The sequence below is a fragment of the Arthrobacter halodurans genome (assembly GCF_041877255.1).
In the GTDB taxonomy this organism is placed as follows: domain Bacteria; phylum Actinomycetota; class Actinomycetes; order Actinomycetales; family Micrococcaceae; genus Arthrobacter_N; species Arthrobacter_N halodurans.
In genome coordinates this window covers 147,918-164,975 of the sequence record NZ_JBHDLJ010000001.1, presented here as the reverse complement: position 1 = coordinate 164,975, position 17,058 = coordinate 147,918, and the positions used below count along the sequence as shown (strand labels likewise).

Sequence of the window (17,058 nt, the reverse complement as noted above, 5' to 3'; positions counted from 1 at the left end):
GCGGCGGGCGGGAGCGGGCGGGAACCGCGTCCCGCCGGCCGCGGGACTACGGCGTGCCGGCGTTTTCGTTCTCCGCCCGCGCCAGTCGCTCCCAGAACTCGTGGACCTCGGGCTCGGTCCATTCGTATTCCCCGTAGAAGCGCCCGATCTCGGCGACGACCGTGGCGGCCTCCAGCCACTGGTCGTCGGGGACCCGCTTGAGCTTCTTGAGGTACCAGTTCTTGAAGAAGGACTCGAGGCGCACGCGGCGGTAGGCCTCGAGGAGCCCGACCTCGCGCACCCAGCGGGCGCGGTCCTCCTCCAGGGGCAGGTACTTGCGGAAGTACTTCGGCGAAACGGCGTTCACGGTCGAATTGCTCACGGCGCTGTAGTAGGTGTGCACGTCGTGGTCCACGGCCAGGACGCGACGCGCATAGAAGATCATCTGCTGGAAGAAGTACGTGTCCTGTCCGACCGCCCCGACCGGCTGCTGGATGCCCAGCGAGCGCAGCCAATCGGTCCGGGCGACCAGCGCCTGGATACTCATGTGGCTGAAGCCGAACCGCTCCAGGGTGTCCGGCTGGGGCACGAGGTACCCGTCCTCCTCCGGCAGGAGGGCGGTGAGCGACTTGCCGCTGCTCACCCGCGAGAAGCCGGTGTTCCACCGGGTCATGTTGCCGATGGCGAAGTCCGCCGCGGTCTTGTCCTTCATCAGGTCCAGAAGCACCGCGTAGCCGTCGCTGACGCCTTCGTTGTCCGGATCGAGATACGTGACGAACTCCGTGGCGGCAAGCTCCAGGCCCTTGTTGCGCGGCCGGGACGCGCTGCCGGAGCCCCCGGCTGGGAAACGGTAGGCGCTCACGTTGCCGTAGGCGGCCTCGAGTTCGTCGAGGGTTTCCGCGGTCTTCGGGTCGGTGGAGCCGTCGTCGACCAGCAGGACATGCATCCGGTCGAAGACGCTGCTGCGCAGCAGCGACGCGAAGCACTTGTGCCGCAGGTGCTCGCCGTTGTTGTAGACGGGCACCACCACGGTGAGCTCGGCGGCGGGCGCCGGTGCGGGCGGTGTGGACTTCGCGCGCGCGTCCGCGATCGAGACGGAATCCCGGACGGCGGGCGCCACCGCGAACCCGTCCAGGCCGTAGATGCGACGCCCGGCGTGGCGGGTGAAGTCCAACGGCTCGGTCTCGCCCCGCACCCACCAGGCGCTGGCCTCGATCGGGCCGGGCCGGTCCAGGTAGCGGTGGGAGACCTCGTCGCCCGCGCGCAGGTCCCGCGTGTGCTTGGACACGATGCGCGCGTCCGCGTAGGTGAAGGCGGCCTGGTGGTCGCCCGCGTAGTCCGTCCCGTAGTGGTGGCCGTTGCCGACCGGAAGGACAATGTCCGCCGTCGGACGCTCGGTTCGGTACTCCTCGGTGCTGTACACGCGGACCGGTCCGGCGTTTTGCCGGGCCATGTCGGCGCGGAGCCGGTCGCCCGGCTCGTCGGCCACGGCGATTGTGGTCAGGCCGCGGTCCGGGGTCCCGATGCCGGCCGCGCGGAGGATGGTGTCCAGACGGTGCACGGCGTGGTCGTCGGTGAAGACCTTGCGGATCCCGTCGGCCTGCGCGCCACGCATCTGCTCGAACGTGAGGTGCTCCAGGGTGGCTCGCGTGTCCAGCGCCGAGTTGGCCAGGGTCACGTGCGGGTAGTGGCTGTTCAGGCCCATGCTGTAGGTGGACAGGACCATCGTGCCCGACGCCTGCAGTTCGAGCGCGCGGTTGGCGAACATGGTCTGGGACCCGGAGACGGAGTTCAGGTTGATGGCGACATCGGTGATCCGCTGCAGGCGCATCAGTTCGCCGTGGTCGCGCGCCGGCGCGGTGAAGGGCAGGTACTTGCGCGGCCAGGCGAAGCGCGGGTCGGGGTTGGCCGAGTTGCGGTCGATCAGGGCCAGGCGGCGCCCCGCGGCGATGATGCCGTCGAGCAGCCACGCGCCGTGCCGGTTCCGCGACGGGTACTTCGCAGCCATCCAGGATCCGGCGAAGAAGATCAGGTCGGTGGTGTTGCCCCGGGAGCCCAGCGGAGAGTGGTGCAGCGGGTTCACGCCGAACGGAAGTACGCCGTAGTGGGAGGCGTCCGGGCAGTCGTTCATGTACCGGGGGATCATCTCCTCCGCCGACGTGAAGACGATGTCGCAGTGCGCGGCGATCGGGAGGAACACGTCGTAGTTCGGCGGATCCTCCTTGGAGTGGAAGACCACGGGGACGCCGAGCTTCCGGAAGGCCGGGATCAGCTCCTCGATGAGGCGCCGGCGCCGTTGCGATCCCTCGGTCGCCAGGCCGCGCCAGGAGGTGTCGTTGTGGCCGCGCCACGTCGAGACGACCAGCAGGACGTCCAAGGTGGGCGCGAGCTCCGCGTAGTTCTCGAGCGTGACGGGCACCAGGTCCGCGAGCCCGTCCAGGCTCTGGACGTAGAAGCGGTCGGCGATGATGCCGATGCGCGCGGTCGAGGGCGCGTAGGCCGGGCCCAGCTCGCCGGGGGGCAGGGATTCGAGCAGCGGGGCGAGGCCGTCCAGCACGGCCTGCGCGGAACCGTCGCGGATCAGCGAACCGTAGGACCCGAGCCGCAGGGCCCGGTCCGGCAGCGGCGTCCGTACGGAGCCGTCGTCGCCCAGCAGCTCCGCGATGGCGCCCAGCTGGGCCCTGACTTCCAAGTGGCGGCCCACGAGCAGGGCCGAGTGCCGGGGGTCCGCCCACGGTTCGGAGGCGTGGGGTCCCTCGCCGCTTCCCGCGGAAGCAGCGGGCGTTGCGGCGGGGCGGCCGGGCTGGTCGGCAGCGGTCATGTTTTCGGTCACTTCTTTCCGACGGAGGTGCGCAGCGTGGTCAGTGCCTTCTTGGCCGTCCGTACCGGGTCCTTGGCGGTGCCGCGGACGATCCTCCGCAACCGGGCGCGGTTCCACGGGACCGGCGCGATGGTCGGCGCGGGATCGGCGCGCTCCGGCGCCCGGGGGGTCCGCTCCAGTTTCCGGATCAGGGCGCGCTCGCGCGAGTAGGCCGCGTCGAGATCCGACAGGAGCGAATGCTGGGTCTCCAGAAGCCTGGCGATGATGGCGGAATCGTCGTTCATGGTGGGGTCCCGTCAACTCGGAAGACGTCTGAACTCGGTGGGCGCGGACTGCGGCGCGAGCGCCGGAGACCAGTTCCACACTACCAAGACTGGCGGCGCAGCGGCGCCCCGCGGGCCCCCTGGAGGCGTGTGGGGGCGCGTGGGGCGGGTGGGGACTTCCTGTCGTGCCGACCGGCGCTCCCCGCGCTCAGGCGGCGGCGGCCGCGAGCACGCCGTCGGTGAACGGGGGCCAGGCCGCGGCGGCCCACGGACCGAAGTCGCGGTCGGTCAGCGCGGCGCAGGCCAGGCCGGCGGCGGGGTCCACCCACAGGAAGGTCCCGGACTGGCCGAAGTGCCCGAACGTCCCCGGGGAGCTGGCCGCCCCGGTCCAGTGCGGCGACTTGTGCGCGCGGATCTCGAAGCCGAGCCCCCAGTCGTTCTCAGCCTGCCGGCCGAAGCCCGGGAGGACGCCGGCGAGTCCGGGGAAGACGACGGCGGTGGCTTCGGCGAGGGTCTGCGGCGCCAGGAGCGCGGGCTCCTGCAACTCGGCGGCGAAGCGCGCGAGGTCGTCGGCCGTCGAGACGCAGCCGGCCGCCGGGGTCCCCTCGAGCGTCGTGGCGCGCATGCCCAGCGGCTGCAGCACGGCCTCGGCGAGGTACTGCGCGAAGGGGAAACCCGTGGCGGCCTCCAGCGTCTCGCCCAGCACCTCGAATCCCGCGTTGGAGTAGAGCCGGCGGGTGCCCGGTGCGCTGCGCACCGTGCGTTCGGCGAAGTCGTACCCGGACGCGTGCGCGAGCAGGTGGCGCACGGTCGACCCCTCCGGGCCCGCCGGCTGGTCCAGCTCCAGGGCGCCCTCCTCCACGGCGACGAGCACGGCGTAGGCGGCCAGGGGCTTCGTCACCGAGGCCAGCGGGAAGGGGCGCGCGGTGTCGCCGTGCGCCCCCAGGACGGAGCCGGCGGTGTCGACGAGCACCGCGGCCGCGTTGCCCACCGGCCACGCGTCGATGGCGGCGAGCGCCGCGGGGATCTTGGCGTTCATGCTGGTCCTCCCGAACCGTCGGACGGCAGGGTGCCGTAGTGGGCGGCGAGCCGCCGGAGCCCCTCGTCGAGGCCGACCTCCGGCCGCCAGTCGAGCGTGGCGCGGGTCTCGCGCTGGTCGAACCAATGCGCCGTGGAGAGCTGCTCCGCGAGGAAACGGGTCATCGGCGGCTCGTCGCGGACCCAGCCGCGTCGTCCCGCCGCGGTCCACGCGCGTTCGATGCCGGCGCCGGCCCCGCGCGCCAGCCAGCCCGGAACCGCCCAGGCGGGGGCGCGGACGCCGCCGGCGGCGCAGATGCCCGCGATCAGCTCGCCGACGGGACGCGGCTCGCCGTTGGTGACCACGAGCGGCCGACCGTGGGCCTGGTCCATCCGCTCCAGCGCGCGGACGATCGCGGAGGCCGCGTTGTCGATGTACGTGGTGTCGATGAGGGCGGCCCCCCGGTCCAGGAGCGGCAGCCGGCCCGCCCTCGCGCGGGCGAGGACGCGCTCCACGAGCTGCGTGTCGCCCGGTCCCCAGACCACGTGCGGCCGGATGGCGGCGACGCGGAAGCCGGGGGAGTCCTCGGCCAGGGCCAGCAGCTCCGCGGCCGCCTTGGAGCGTGCGTAGTTGCCCCGTGCCCGCCCCGGATCGGCGGGAGCGGCTCGCGCGCCCGCCAGCGACGCGCCGAAGTGGGCGACCGAGGGGGAGGAGACCTGGACGAAGTCGACGGCGCCCCCCGTGCGCGCCGCGGCCAGGAGGGTGCGCGTACCGTCGATGTTCGTGGACCGGAACTCGTCCCAGGCGCCCGCGAAGGAGACCTTGGCGGCGAGGTGCACGACGGCGTCGACGCCGTCGGCGGCGCGGGCGACGGCGTCCGCGTCGGTCAGGGAGCCGAGCACCGTGTCCACCGCGCCGGCGGCCGCGGGACGGCGCTGGAAGGTGCGGACCCGGTGCCCCCGCGCCGCGAGGAGGGTGGCCACGCGGCCGCCGAGCAGGCCGCTGGCGCCGGTGACGAGGACGGAGCGGCTCACGACCGTGGGTCCCGGTTCGGGGAGTGGACGCGGAAGCGGGCGTCGAAACGTCCGCCGCCGAGGACCCGCTCGGCCCAGCCGGAAAGCGCGGCGCGGTCGATCTTGGAGTTGTGCCGGACGTCTGTCGGGAGCTCCGGGACCACCAGGACGGCGGCGACCGCGACCCCGGTGGAGGCCGCGACGGCGGCGCGCACGCCGGCGGCCAGCGCCGCCTGCGCGGGAGCGGCCCGCCGGGCGCGGGGCACCGTCTCGAGGACGACCACGGGCAGTTGCGCCCCCGCGGGTCCCACGCCGACGACGGCCGCGCGTCCGGTGCCGGGAACCGTCTCGACCGCCTGCTCCGACGCCACGGGGGTGCGCACCCCACCGGACGTGGTCAGCGTGTGTGCCAGCCGGCCCTCGACCCAGAGCCGGCCCTCGGCGTCGAGGTGCCCCACGTCGCCCGTGCGGTGCCAGCCGGGCAGCGAGGCGGCGTGCCGCCCGGTGATCCACAGCCGGTCGTAGCGGTCCATCAGGTGCGGCGCCGACACCAGGATCTCGCCGCTGACGCCCGGCCGGGTGCTCGGCCGGCCCGTCGCGGCCCCGCCGGCGTCGAGCGGCGCAACCGCCACGCGCGCCCCGGGGACGGGACGGCCGACGCACACGCCGTTTCCCGCGCCCGCGGCGTCGGAGCCGGCCGCCGCGCGGATGCCCGCGAGGTCGATGTCGGCGACCGGAAGGGCCTCCGTCATCCCGTACGGGGTGTGCAGCCGCGCGGCGGGGACGAGCGCCTGCACCCGGGCCAGCAGCGGCTCGGAGAGCGGCGCGCCCGCGGACAGCAGCAGCGACACCCGCCCGAGCGCGGCGCGGGCCGGCTCGTCGAGGCCCGCGGCGGTGGCCAGGACGCTGGCCAGCGCGGCCGGCGAGGCGAAGACCACGCCGGCGTCGATGGCCGCCGCCGCGTCCGCGAGTGCCGCCGCCGTCAGGGTCTTCGGGGACGTCGCGTCCATGGCCGGGGTGACGGAGGTGGCTCCCAGGGCGGGGCCCAGCAGCGCGAACGGCGCGAAGCCGGCCACGAGCGCCGACCCCGGCAGGAGCCCGTAGGTCTCGCGCACCGCGTCCCGCATGGCGGCCAGCCGCCGGTGGGTGTACACGACGCCCTTGGCCGGTCCCGTGGAACCGGACGTGAAGAGCACCGCGGCGTCCGCGTCGGGATCGTGCGGCGTCTCGGGCGCCCGCAGGGAGCGCCCGGCGTCCAGCAACCCGGGGACGGTGTGCCGCACGCCGAGGGCGCGTCGGCGCGCGGCGCCAAGCTCGGCCGCCGCGATGCGTTCCCCGGGCCAGCCGAGCAGGCGGGCGCCCACGAGGGCGCGGTCGATGCCGATCAGGTAGCCGGGCCCGGCGCCGGCGACGGCGCGGCCGAGGCCGGCGGTGCCCAGCCCCGCGTCCGCGACCACGATCACGGCCCCCAGCCGTAGGCAGGCGTAGATCAGCGTGGTCAGCTCGATGCCCGGGGGGACCAGGAGGCTCACCCGGTCGCCGCGGCGGACCCCGATGGAGTCCAGGCCCGCGGCGAGGGCGTCGACGCGCTCGGCCAGCTCCGACCAGGAGAGGTTGCGCGTCCCGGTGTCGAGCATGTCCACGACGGCGGGCGAGACGTCGCCGCGGCGCGCGTCCAGCTCGGCGCCGAGCGGCCGGTAGGCCGCGTCTGCCCCGGTCGTGCGGGGCGCGGTCCCCTCCGTCTGCTTCGCCTCGGCGCCGGTCGTGGCGCCCTCCGGCCGCGCCGTTCCGGGTGCCGATTCCGTGCTGGGGATCCGGGCGGCCGCGGGTTCGGCGAGGGCGTCGCCGAGCCAGTCGAGCACGGGCCCGGCGATGTCCCGGTCCTCGGCGAGCAGGTGCCCGGCTCCCTCGAAGCGGTGCACATCTGCCCCGGGCAGCCGATCGATCAGATCGCGCAGGTAGCGGTCCGAGAAGACCGGGTCCTTCGGCCCCCACAGCAGGAGGGCCGGGACGTCGAGCCCGCGGATGCCCTCCGCCACCTCCTCCAGCGCCGGCCAGCTCGGATGGCCCGGCGCGGCCGGGATGTCGGCCACGAAGTTCCCGACGCCGGCCCGGCGCGCGGCCGTCGCGTAGGGGGCCAGGTAGGCGGCGCGGACGTCGTCGGCGAGGCGGGGCCTCGCCAGCGCGTGGGTCACGCGCAGGAAGGCGGCCGTCGAGGTGGTGCCCCATCCGTGCACCGCCGGGTGCAGCGCCAGCCGCAGCGCGGGCGGGAGGCCGAATCCGGCCGGGTGCACCGCGGTGTTCGTCAGCACGACCCCGGCGAGCGACCCGCGGTGGCGCAGTGCCCACCCCAGGGAGACCGCGCCGCCCCAGTCGTGGCCGACCGTCACCACGGGACCCTCCAGGCCCAGGGCGTCGGTGAGGTCGCCCAGATCGGTGATGCGGTCCCCGAGGCGCCGGAAGGCGCCGGTCCGCTCGGAAAAGCCCATGTCGAGCTGGTCGACGGCGACCACCCGCCAGGGCCGCTCGGCGTCGGAGGCCGCCGCGATCAGGTCGCGCCAGAGGTAGGACCAGGTCGGGTTCCCGTGCACGCACAGCAGGGTGCCCGCGGGGGCGACGCCCCGGGCGGCCAGCTCCGCCGCGTTGTCCAGCACGTGCCAGCGGTGGACGGATCCGGGGGCGGAGGCGCCGGCGGTGGAGGGCACGTCGAGGGTCCGCGGCCATGCGGCGCGCACGCCCGGCCAGGGGCCAGCTACCACACCAGCTCCATCATCGCGGTGTTGAGGCCGGAGCCGACTCCCATGCACAGGACCCGGTCGCCGGGCTTGAGCGTGCCGGACTCCTGCGCCAACGTCATGGGCAACGACGCCGGTCCGACGTTCCCCCACTTGGGGAACGTGATGGGCACCCGGTCGCGGACCAGGTCGACGGCCTTGATGATCGCGTTGGTGAAGGAGTTGGAGACCTGGTGGGTGACGTAGCGGTCCATGGAGCGCCACTCCCAGCCGTCCGCGTGTGCCTCGTGCCACGCGTCGACGACAAGCTCGAGGCCGTTGTCCAGCAGGCCCTTGGTGTCGGTGAACATGCCGGCCGGACCCCCGACGCACAGCTCGTGGTGCTCGGTGCCCGCGCGCGAGACGCCGCCGAGGATGCGGTGCGAACCCGGGTGGCGGTCCGCGGGGCCGATGACGGCGGCCGCCGCGCCGGACCCCAGGGTCAGCGTCGCGAATTCGCGCAGGTAGTCGTCGCGGGTCGAGTCCTCGCGGTTGAGCCGCCCGAAGGTCGTCTCCTGGGTGGGCTGCGCGTCCTCGCCGGCGACGATCAGCGCGTAGTCGATTTGGCCGGAGTCGATCATGTTGGCCGCCAGCGTCATGCCGTTGACGAACCCCAGGCACGCGTTGGCCAGATCGAAGTTCATGGCGGAGGACGGCAGGCCCAGTCCGTGGTGGATCTTCACGGCGACGGAGGGCTCGAGGTTGCGCCGCGTCACCGACGTGTTGATGAGCAGCCCGACCTGCCCGGGCTCGATGCCGGCCTCGGCCAGGGCCTTCGCCCCGGCCTCGATCGCCGCGTCGTCGAATCCGGTGCCGGCCGGCCACCAGCGCCGCTCGCTGACGCCGGCCACGCGCTCCAGCAGGCGGCGGGAGAGCCGCAGGCGGGTCAGGCTCGGGGCCAGCCGCCGGTCGAACTCGGCCGAGCTGACGACCACCGGCGCCTCCACGCTGGTGACGGCAAGGATGGCCGCGTTGTCGTGTCGAAAGGTCGCATTGCCGCTCAAGTTCCAGCCTTCGTCGCGTGGTTCACGTCCAGGACATGGGGTGAGCGGCCGTCGGATGCGGCGTGCCGGACCCCGAGGCGCACCGGCTTCCGTCGGTCCCCACACGTTAACTATGCACTCACCCCCGCGGTTCCCGCACATCCCGCGGCAGGTATGAATCACCCGCCGGCACCCGCCGGAGCCGCCCGGGGAGCGTGTCCGCGCGGTGCGGGGAGATAGATTGGAGGTGAACACGCCGTCACCCCGCCCCGCCCGGCGCCCCGAGATCCAGGAACCCCCACGTGCACCTGAAGTCGCTCACCGTCCGCGGATTCAAGTCCTTCGCGTCCGCGACGACCTTCGATTTCGAGCCGGGGGTGACCGCCGTCGTCGGCCCGAACGGTTCCGGCAAGTCCAACGTCGTGGACGCCCTTGCGTGGGTCATGGGCGAGCAGGGCGCGAAGACCCTGCGCGGGGGGAAGATGGAGGACGTCATCTTCGCGGGGACCTCCGGGAGGCCGCCGCTGGGGCGCGCGCAGGTCTCGCTCACCATCGACAACTCCGACGGCGCGCTGCCGATCGACTACGCGGAGGTGACGATCTCCCGCACGCTGTTCCGGTCCGGGGGCTCCGAATACGCGATCAACGGCGCCTCCTGCCGCCTTCTGGACATCCAGGAACTCCTCTCCGACTCGGGACTGGGCCGGGAGATGCACGTCATCGTGGGACAGGGGCAACTCGACCGCATCCTCCACGCCACGGCGGACGAACGCCGGGGATTCATCGAGGAGGCCGCGGGCATCCTCAAGCACCGGCGGCGCCGCGAGAAGACCGTGCGCAAGCTCGACGCGATGCAGGGCAACCTGACGCGCCTGCAGGACCTCACGGGGGAGATCCGCCGGCAGCTGACGCCGCTGGGACGGCAGGCGGAGGTGGCCCGCCGGGCGCAGCGGGTGCAGTTCGAGGTGCGCGACGCCCGGGCCCGCCTGCTGGCCGACGACCTCGCCGCGCTGCGCGCCGCCCTGGAACGCGAGATCGCGGACGAGGCGGCACTGCGGGGGCGCCAGCAGCGCGCGCAGGCCGGCCTGGACCTGGCGCGTTCCGACCTGGCGTCGCTGGAGGCCGAGGCCGCCCGGGCGACGCCCGCCGTGGGAGCCGCGCGGGACACCTGGTACCGGATCGGTTCCGCGGGCGAGCGGTTGCGGTCGCTCGGCGCGCTGGCCGAGGAGCGGTCGCGGCTGCTCGGATCGAGCGGGCCCGCCGCGTCCGACGCCGGGCGCGATCCAGGACGGCTGGAGGACCAGGCGGAGCGGCTCCGCGCCGAGCTCGCCGAGCTCGAGGACGACCTCGTGTCCCGCGCCGCGCGGCTCGACGCCGCGCTCGCCGCAAGGGCCGCGGCCGAGGCCGCGTCGGCGGGGGAGGAGGCCCGGCTGGCGGCGCTGCTCCGCGCGGCGGCGGACCGGCGCGAGGGGCTGGCGCGGCTGGCCGGCCAGGTCGGTGCCGCCCGGTCCCGCGTCGAGGCCGCCGAGGGCGAGCTGGGACGGCTCGGCCAGGCCCGCTCCGAAACCGAGGCCCGCCTCCGACGGGCGCGCGAGGAGTTCACGGAACTGGAGCGGCGCGCCGCCGGCGTCGAGGAGGGCGAGGAGGGTCTCGACGGCGACCACGAGGCGGCGCAGGCCGCTGTGGCGGCGCTGGCCGCCGAGCTGGCCGACGTGGGCGCGGAGGAACAGTCCGCCGACCGCGACCGCGGTGCCCTGCAGGCGCGCCTCGAGGCCCTCCGATCCGGCCTGGGCCGCCGGGACGCCACGGAGGACGTCCTGCGCGCCGCGCCGGAGGGCATCCGGGGGCGGGTGTCGGCCGAGCTCGGCGTCGCGCGGGGCTATGAGGCGGCGCTGGCCGCCGCCCTCGGACCGCACGCGGAGGCGCTGGCCGCCGAGGGCATCGCGCCGGCGCGCGCCGTGCTCGAATCCCTGCGCGAGGGCGACGGCGGCCGCGTGCACCTGATGCTCGCCGACGCCCCGGCGCCCACCCTGCCGCGGGCGGAGCCGCCCGCCCCGGCCGTCGCGGCGCTGGACCTGATCGACCCGCCGCCGGGGCTGGCGCACGCCCTGTCGCGGCTGCTGGGCCGCACCGCCGTCGCCGAGGACGCGGCCGCCGCGGCCGGCGTCGTCCGGCGGGATCCCGACTGGACGGTCGTCACGCGCGACGGCGACGTCTACTCGGCGGCGTCCGCAGCCGGCGGCGCCGGATCCGGTCCCTCGTCGCTGGAGCAGCGGGCCGCGGTCGACGAGACCGCGGCGCGGCTGGCGGCGGCGACGGAAACCCTCGGGCGGCTGCGCTCCCGGGCGGCCGAGCTGTCCCGGCGGGTCGAGGAGGCCCGTCGGCGGGCCGACGAGGCGCTGGAGCGCCTCCACGAGTCCGACGCCCGCATCTCGGCCGTCGCGGAGCGCCTGGGCAACCTGGGGTCGGAGGTGCGCCAGGCCGAGGGGGAGCGGGAGCGCCTCGCGGCGCGGGCCGCCTCCGCCGAGACGCTGATCGACCGCGAGCGGACCGCGCTGGGGGAGATCGCCGCGCGGCTCGAGGCCGCCAGCGGCCTCCCCGCCGAGGAGGAGCCGTCCACGGCCGACCGCGATCGGCTGGCCGCCGAGGCGGCGGCAGCCCGCCAGGCCGAGATGGAATCCCGCCTGTCGCTGCGCGGCGGGCAGGAACAGGCCTCGGCGCTCCGCGGCCGCGTGGAGTCGCTGCTCCGCGCCGCGGCCACCGAGCGGCGCGCGAGGGAGGCCGCGGAACGCCGCGCGGCCGCACGCGAACGGCAGGCCGCGACGGCGCGCGCGGTCGCGGAGGCCACCCGGCACGCCCTGGGTTTCCTGGCCGTGTCCCTGGAGAGGGCCGCCGCCGAGCGCGACGCGGCGGAGGCCGCGCGGGAGGGCGTGCAGGAGCGGCTGTCCCGCGTGCGCTCCTCGGTCGAGGCGCTCACCCGCGAGGTGGCGGTGCTGACGGACGGCGTGCACCGCGACGAGTTGGCCCGGGAACGCCAGGCCGCGCGCATCGAGGCGCTCGAGGTCCGGGCCGTGGAGGAGCTCGGCATGACCGCCGACCACCTGTTGGAGCACTACGGCCCGCACTGCCCGGTTCCGGCGCCCGACGCGGCGGAGGACAAGTGGGCGGCGTTGCGCCGGCCGGTCGACGACGACGGCCGCGCGCTGGCCGAGGGCGTCCCGTTCGTGCGCGCCGAGCAGGAGAAGCGGCTGCGGCGCGCCGAGCGCGACCTGGCCTCGCTGGGGAAGGTGAACCCGCTGGCGCTCGAGGAGTTCGCGGCGCTGGAGGAGCGGCACAGGTTCCTGGTGTCCCAGCTGGAGGACCTGAAGTCCAGCCGCAAGGACCTGCTGGACATCATCCGCGACGTCGACGAGCGCGTGCAGCGCGTCTTCGCCGAGGCCTTCGCGGACACCGCGGCCCAGTTCGAGCGCGTGTTCGCGCGGTTGTTCCCCGGAGGCGAGGGCCGGCTGGTGCTCACCGACCCGGACGACCTGCTCGCGACGGGCGTCGAGGTGGAGGCGCGGCCCGCGGGCAAGAGGATCAAGCGGCTGTCGCTGCTGTCCGGGGGTGAGCGCTCGCTGACGGCGGTGGCCCTGCTCGTGGCGATCTTCAAGGCGCGGCCCTCGCCTTTCTATGTCATGGACGAGGTCGAGGCGGCGCTGGACGACACGAACCTGGGACGCCTGCTGACGATCTTCGAGGAGCTGCGCGAGTCCAGCCAATTGATCGTCATCACGCACCAGAAGCGCACCATGGAGGTCGCCGACGCCCTCTACGGGGTGACGATGCGCGGGGACGGGGTCTCCACCGTCATCAGCCAGCGGCTCGAGCGCGGGCGCGCGGCGCGCTGAGGGGCGCCACCCCGTCCCTCCTACGGTTGCGGGGTCGCGCGCGGCACCCGGACCCACGCGGCCGCGCCCGCCAAGCCGACCAGTCCGGTGAGGGCGAACGCCCAACCGAAGCCCACCCGGTCGGCGATCACGCCCGCGGCGACCGGACCGAGGATGGCGCCGAGGTCGGTGGCCATCTGGAACGACGCGAGCACCTTGCCGCCGTTGCGGTCCTGGCCGACGACGTCGGCGACGGCCGCCTGCTGGGCGGGGTTCATGAAGCCGATCCCGGCGCCGGCGACGATGGACAGCGCGATGAACAGGGCCACGTTGTCGGTCAGGCCGATGCCCGCCATCGCCACGGAACCGACCGTCAGGCCGGCGATCACGGGCAGTCGGCGGCCGTGGGTGTCGGTGAACTTCCCGGCGACGGTGAGCGCCGCTCCGTTCCCGACCGCGAACAGCGCGAGGGAAAGTCCGGCCAGCGCCACCCCGTTGGCGAAGGCCTGGGCCGCGAACAGCGGCACCAGGGCCACACGCACGCCGTACGTGGAAAAGCCGTTCGCGAAGCCCGAGGCGATGGCAGCGCGGTAGACCGGCGACTCGCGCGCCTCGCGCACGTCCATGGACGGCCGGGCGTCGCGCTCGCGCCGCCTCCCGGACCGGATGCCCAGGAGCGAGAAGTACACGAACGCCGCCGCGACGATCAGCGCACCGCCGTAGATGAAGAAGGGCAACCGGTAGCCGAGGCCGGCGAGCAGGCCCCCGGCCACCGGACCGACGATGTTGCCGGTCAGGAACGCCCCCGCGTACAGCCCGGAGATCCTGCCGCGCATCTCCGGGGGCGCCAGGCGGGCGATGAGCGCCATGGCCGAGACGGTGAACATGGTCGAGCCCAGTCCGCCGAGCGCGCGGAAGACCAGGAGTTGCGTGTAGTCGACGGCGAAGCCGCACAAGATCGTCGACACGGCCACCGTCAACACCCCGCCCACGTACACGAAGGGCTCGCCGAGGCGGTCCGTCATGCGGCCGCTGACCGGCGCGAACAGCAGGCGGGTCAGCGCGAAGACGCTGACGATGAAGCCGGCCGCGGCGATGCCGACGTCGAAGCTGCGGGCGAACTGCGGAAGGATCGGCGCGATGAGCCCGAAGCCCATGGCGATGACGAACGCCGCCGCCACCAGGACCTTGATCTCACGCGGCACGCGCTGGGCCTGCGCGGCGGGGGCGGGGTGCTCGGGGATCGTCATGACCCGACGATTCTAGACGCCTTCACGCCGGCCGGGCGCCGGTGGCTAAGCTAGACGCGTGCCTACTGACCAGCTGATCCTCATTGTTGTCCTCGTCGCCGTGTTCCTGGTGGTCGGCGCCGGCGCGGCGTTCCTGCTGCGCGGGCGCAAGACGCCCCCGGGCACCTACACCACCACGCGGGACGCCAACGATCCCGCGCCCGGCGGCGTGGCCGTCGACGAGCGCCCCGGTGCCCCCGCCGGACCCCCCGCCCCCACCGCCGACGCCGGGGCGGGTCCCGACACGCTTGTCGAGGACGAGTCGCTGGGCCTCGAGGAGGTCCCGGTCGAGGTGCCAGCGCCCGTGCTGGGCCGGCTCGCCCGGCTGCGCGCGCGGCTGGTCCGGTCCAACAACGCCCTGGGCAAGGGGCTCCTGGCCCTGCTCTCCCGGGACGACATCGACGAGGACGTCTGGGACGAGATCGAGGAGACGCTGCTGCTGGCGGACCTCGGCACCGAACCGGCGCTCGAGCTCGTCGACGCGCTGCGCGAGCGCGTCAAGATCGAGGGGCACCGGGACCCCGAGCGGGTGCGGCTGCTCCTGCGCGAGGAGCTCCTCAAGCTCGTGGATCCCTCGATGGACCGCGAACTCGTCTCCCACCGCCAGGACGGCCGGCCGAGCATCGTCATGGTGGTCGGCGTCAACGGCGTGGGCAAGACCACGACGATCGGGAAGCTGGCACGCGTGTTCGTCGCCGAGGACAAGGACGTGCTCCTCGGCGCGGCCGACACCTTCCGCGCGGCCGCCGCGGAGCAGTTGTCCACCTGGGGCGCGCGCGTGGGCGTGCCCACCGTGAAGTCCGACGTCGACGGCGCCGACCCGGCCTCCGTCGCCTTCGAGGCCGTGCGGGCCGGCATCGAGCAGGAGGTCGACGTCGTGATGATCGACACCGCCGGGCGGCTGCAGAACAAGGTCGGCCTCATGGACGAGCTCGGCAAGATCAAGCGCGTCATCGAGAAGCAGGCGAGCGTCGACGAGGTCCTGCTGGTCCTCGACGCGACCACCGGCCAGAACGGGCTGAACCAGGCCAGGGTCTTCTCCGACGTCGTGAAGGTCACCGGCATCGTGCTGACCAAGCTGGACGGGACGGCCAAGGGTGGCATCGTCGTGGCGATCCAGCGGCAGCTCGGGGTGCCGGTGAAGCTCATCGGGCTCGGCGAGGGCCCGGACGACCTCGCACCGTTCGACCCGGAGGCGTTCGTCGACGCCCTCCTCGACTAGGAGACGCCGCGGGCCGGGTGCCCGAAACACCGCCGAAACATGGCGGCCACGTTGTTTTTACGTGGCCGCCATGTCCGTAACCGGACGGAAACGGAGACCGGCGCCCGGCGAAACACGGCACCGTCAATCTTGTGTCAAGGCGGGAGCGAACCCGCAACCAAGACACAGGAGGACGGACATGGATCTGACCGCAGGTCACGTCTGGATGATGGTCTGTGCGGCGCTCGTGCTGCTCATGACCCCGGGACTGGCATTCTTTTACGGCGGCATGACCCGCGCCAAGGGCGTGCTGAACATGATGATGATGAGCTTCGTGGCCATCGGCCTCGCCGGCGTCGTCTGGGTCCTCTGGGGCAACTCGATGGCCGGCGGCGGCGACAACATCGCCGGGCTGTTCGGCAATCCGATGACGCAGTTCGGCATGGAGTCGCTCATCGGCAGCGAGGACCTGATCGGCGCCGGCTACGGCGCCACCTTCGCCATCATCACGGTCGCGCTGATCTCCGGCTCCATCGCCGACCGCGCCAAGTTCGGCGCCTGGGCCCTGTTCGTCCCCATCTGGGTCACGCTGGTCTACGCGCCGCTGGCCTTCTGGGTCTGGGGCGGCGGACTGTTGAGCGAAGAGGGAGCCATCGGCAGCTGGGCGGGCGAGGCCATCGACTTCGCCGGCGGCACCGTGGTCCACATCAACGCCGGCATCGCCGGCCTGGTGCTCGCGCTCATCATCGGCCAGCGCAAGGGCTTCGGCCGCGACCCGGGGCAGCGCCCGCACAACATCCCCTTCGTCATGCTCGGAGCCGCCCTGCTGTGGTTCGGCTGGTTCGGCTTCAACGGCGGCGCCGCCGGCACCGCCGAGGAGGCCGGGCTGATCTGGATCAACACCCTCGCCGCCCCGGCGGCCGCGATGCTGGCCTGGATCCTCACCGAACGCGTCCGCGACGGCCGCCCGACCTCCCTCGGCGCCGCCTCCGGCGTCGTGGCCGGCCTGGTCGCCATCACCCCGGCCTGCGCCAACGTCTCGCCGGTCGGCGCCATCGGCCTCGGCCTCGTCGCCGGCGTCCTGTCGGCCCTCGCGGTCGGCCTGAAGTACCGGTGGGGCTACGACGACTCCCTCGACGTTGTCGGCGTGCACCTGGTCTCCGGCCTCGTCGGCACCCTGGCCCTGGGCTTCATCGCCCTCCCGATCGAGGGCGAGGGCGGCGGGCTGTTCTACGGCGGCGGCGCCGCACAGCTCGGAGCGCAGACCGTCGCGGCGCTCGTGGCCATGGTGTTCACCGGAATCATGACGCTGATCATCGGCCTGGCCATCCACAAGACCATGGGTCTGCGCATCGCCGAGGACGACGAGTCCACGGGCGTCGACCTGACCGCACACGCCGAGACGGCCTACGAGTTCGGCGGACTCGGCACCTCCGGCACGTTCGTGCCCCACCCGGCGACCTCCGGGCACCTGAAGACCCGCAACAAGGAAGAGGCCAACGCATGAAACTCGTGACCGCGATCGTCCGTCCGGACAAGCTCGACGCCATCCGCGGTGCGCTCGAGAGCTACGGAGTCCAGGGCCTGACCGTCAGCCAAGCCAGCGGCTACGGCCGCCAGCGCGGCCACACCGAGGTCTACCGCGGTGCCGAGTACACGGTGGACCTGCTGCCGAAGGTGCGCATCGAGGTGCTCGTCAGCGACGAGTGGGTCGGCGACATCGTCGACGTGCTCGTGGCCACCGCCAACACGGGCCGCGCCGGTGACGGCAAGGTGTGGGTCGTCTCCGTCGAGGAGACGGTGCGCGTCCGCACCGGCGAACGCGGCGACGCGGCGCTGTAGGACCGC

The 17,058-nt window shown here is 74.0% G+C and carries 11 protein-coding genes; 4 read left to right on the top strand and 7 right to left on the bottom strand.

What is annotated here, in order from left to right:
- Window positions 1–46: 46 nt before the first annotated feature.
- From ACETWP_RS00765 to ACETWP_RS00740, 6 genes are all read right to left on the bottom strand, one after another.
- Window positions 47–2,800, bottom strand: coding sequence for a glycosyltransferase (locus ACETWP_RS00765; protein WP_373970277.1), 2,754 nt, complete (start codon window positions 2,798–2,800; stop codon window positions 47–49).
- Window positions 2,801–2,808: 8 nt separating this feature from the next.
- Entirely contained in the window at window positions 2,809–3,084 is a 276-nt protein-coding gene (locus ACETWP_RS00760; protein WP_373970276.1) for a hypothetical protein, read from the bottom strand.
- A 187-nt stretch (window positions 3,085–3,271) separates the two neighbouring features.
- Window positions 3,272–4,102, bottom strand: coding sequence for a serine hydrolase domain-containing protein (locus ACETWP_RS00755; RefSeq protein WP_373970275.1), 831 nt, complete (start codon window positions 4,100–4,102; stop codon window positions 3,272–3,274).
- A complete protein-coding gene (locus tag ACETWP_RS00750) occupies window positions 4,099–5,115 on the bottom strand; it encodes an NAD-dependent epimerase/dehydratase family protein (RefSeq protein ID WP_373970274.1) in 1,017 nt (338 codons plus the stop codon). Before ACETWP_RS00750 ends, ACETWP_RS00755 begins: the two co-directional genes overlap by 4 nt.
- Window positions 5,112–7,853, bottom strand: a complete 2,742-nt coding sequence (locus ACETWP_RS00745; protein WP_373970273.1) for an alpha/beta fold hydrolase — start codon at window positions 7,851–7,853, stop codon at window positions 5,112–5,114. The genes ACETWP_RS00750 and ACETWP_RS00745 overlap by 4 nt, the downstream gene beginning before the upstream one ends.
- On the bottom strand, window positions 7,847–8,872 hold the full coding sequence (locus tag ACETWP_RS00740; RefSeq protein WP_373970272.1) for a 3-oxoacyl-ACP synthase III: 1,026 nt from the start codon (window positions 8,870–8,872) through the stop codon (window positions 7,847–7,849). Before ACETWP_RS00740 ends, ACETWP_RS00745 begins: the two co-directional genes overlap by 7 nt.
- A gap of 281 nt (window positions 8,873–9,153) precedes the next feature.
- On the opposite strand from ACETWP_RS00740, the gene smc reads away from it, so the two are divergent.
- Window positions 9,154–12,741 (top strand): chromosome segregation protein SMC, encoded by a 3,588-nt coding sequence (smc, locus tag ACETWP_RS00735; RefSeq protein ID WP_373970271.1) that lies wholly within the window; start codon window positions 9,154–9,156, stop codon window positions 12,739–12,741.
- A 20-nt stretch (window positions 12,742–12,761) separates the two neighbouring features.
- On the opposite strand, the gene ACETWP_RS00730 is transcribed toward smc, so the two are convergent.
- Complete coding sequence (locus tag ACETWP_RS00730) at window positions 12,762–13,970, bottom strand: MFS transporter (RefSeq protein ID WP_373970270.1); 1,209 nt, start codon at window positions 13,968–13,970, stop codon at window positions 12,762–12,764.
- A gap of 58 nt (window positions 13,971–14,028) precedes the next feature.
- On the opposite strand from ACETWP_RS00730, the gene ftsY reads away from it, so the two are divergent.
- The 3 genes from ftsY to ACETWP_RS00715 all read left to right on the top strand — a co-directional run bounded on the left by ftsY (window position 14,029) and on the right by ACETWP_RS00715 (window position 17,052).
- On the top strand, window positions 14,029–15,231 hold the full coding sequence (gene ftsY / locus ACETWP_RS00725) for a signal recognition particle-docking protein FtsY (protein WP_373970269.1): 1,203 nt from the start codon (window positions 14,029–14,031) through the stop codon (window positions 15,229–15,231).
- A gap of 178 nt (window positions 15,232–15,409) precedes the next feature.
- Window positions 15,410–16,717, top strand: a complete 1,308-nt coding sequence (locus tag ACETWP_RS00720; RefSeq protein ID WP_373970268.1) for an ammonium transporter — start codon at window positions 15,410–15,412, stop codon at window positions 16,715–16,717.
- Window positions 16,714–17,052 (top strand): P-II family nitrogen regulator, encoded by a 339-nt coding sequence (locus ACETWP_RS00715; protein WP_373970267.1) that lies wholly within the window; start codon window positions 16,714–16,716, stop codon window positions 17,050–17,052. The genes ACETWP_RS00720 and ACETWP_RS00715 overlap by 4 nt, the downstream gene beginning before the upstream one ends.
- Window positions 17,053–17,058 lie beyond the last annotated feature (6 nt).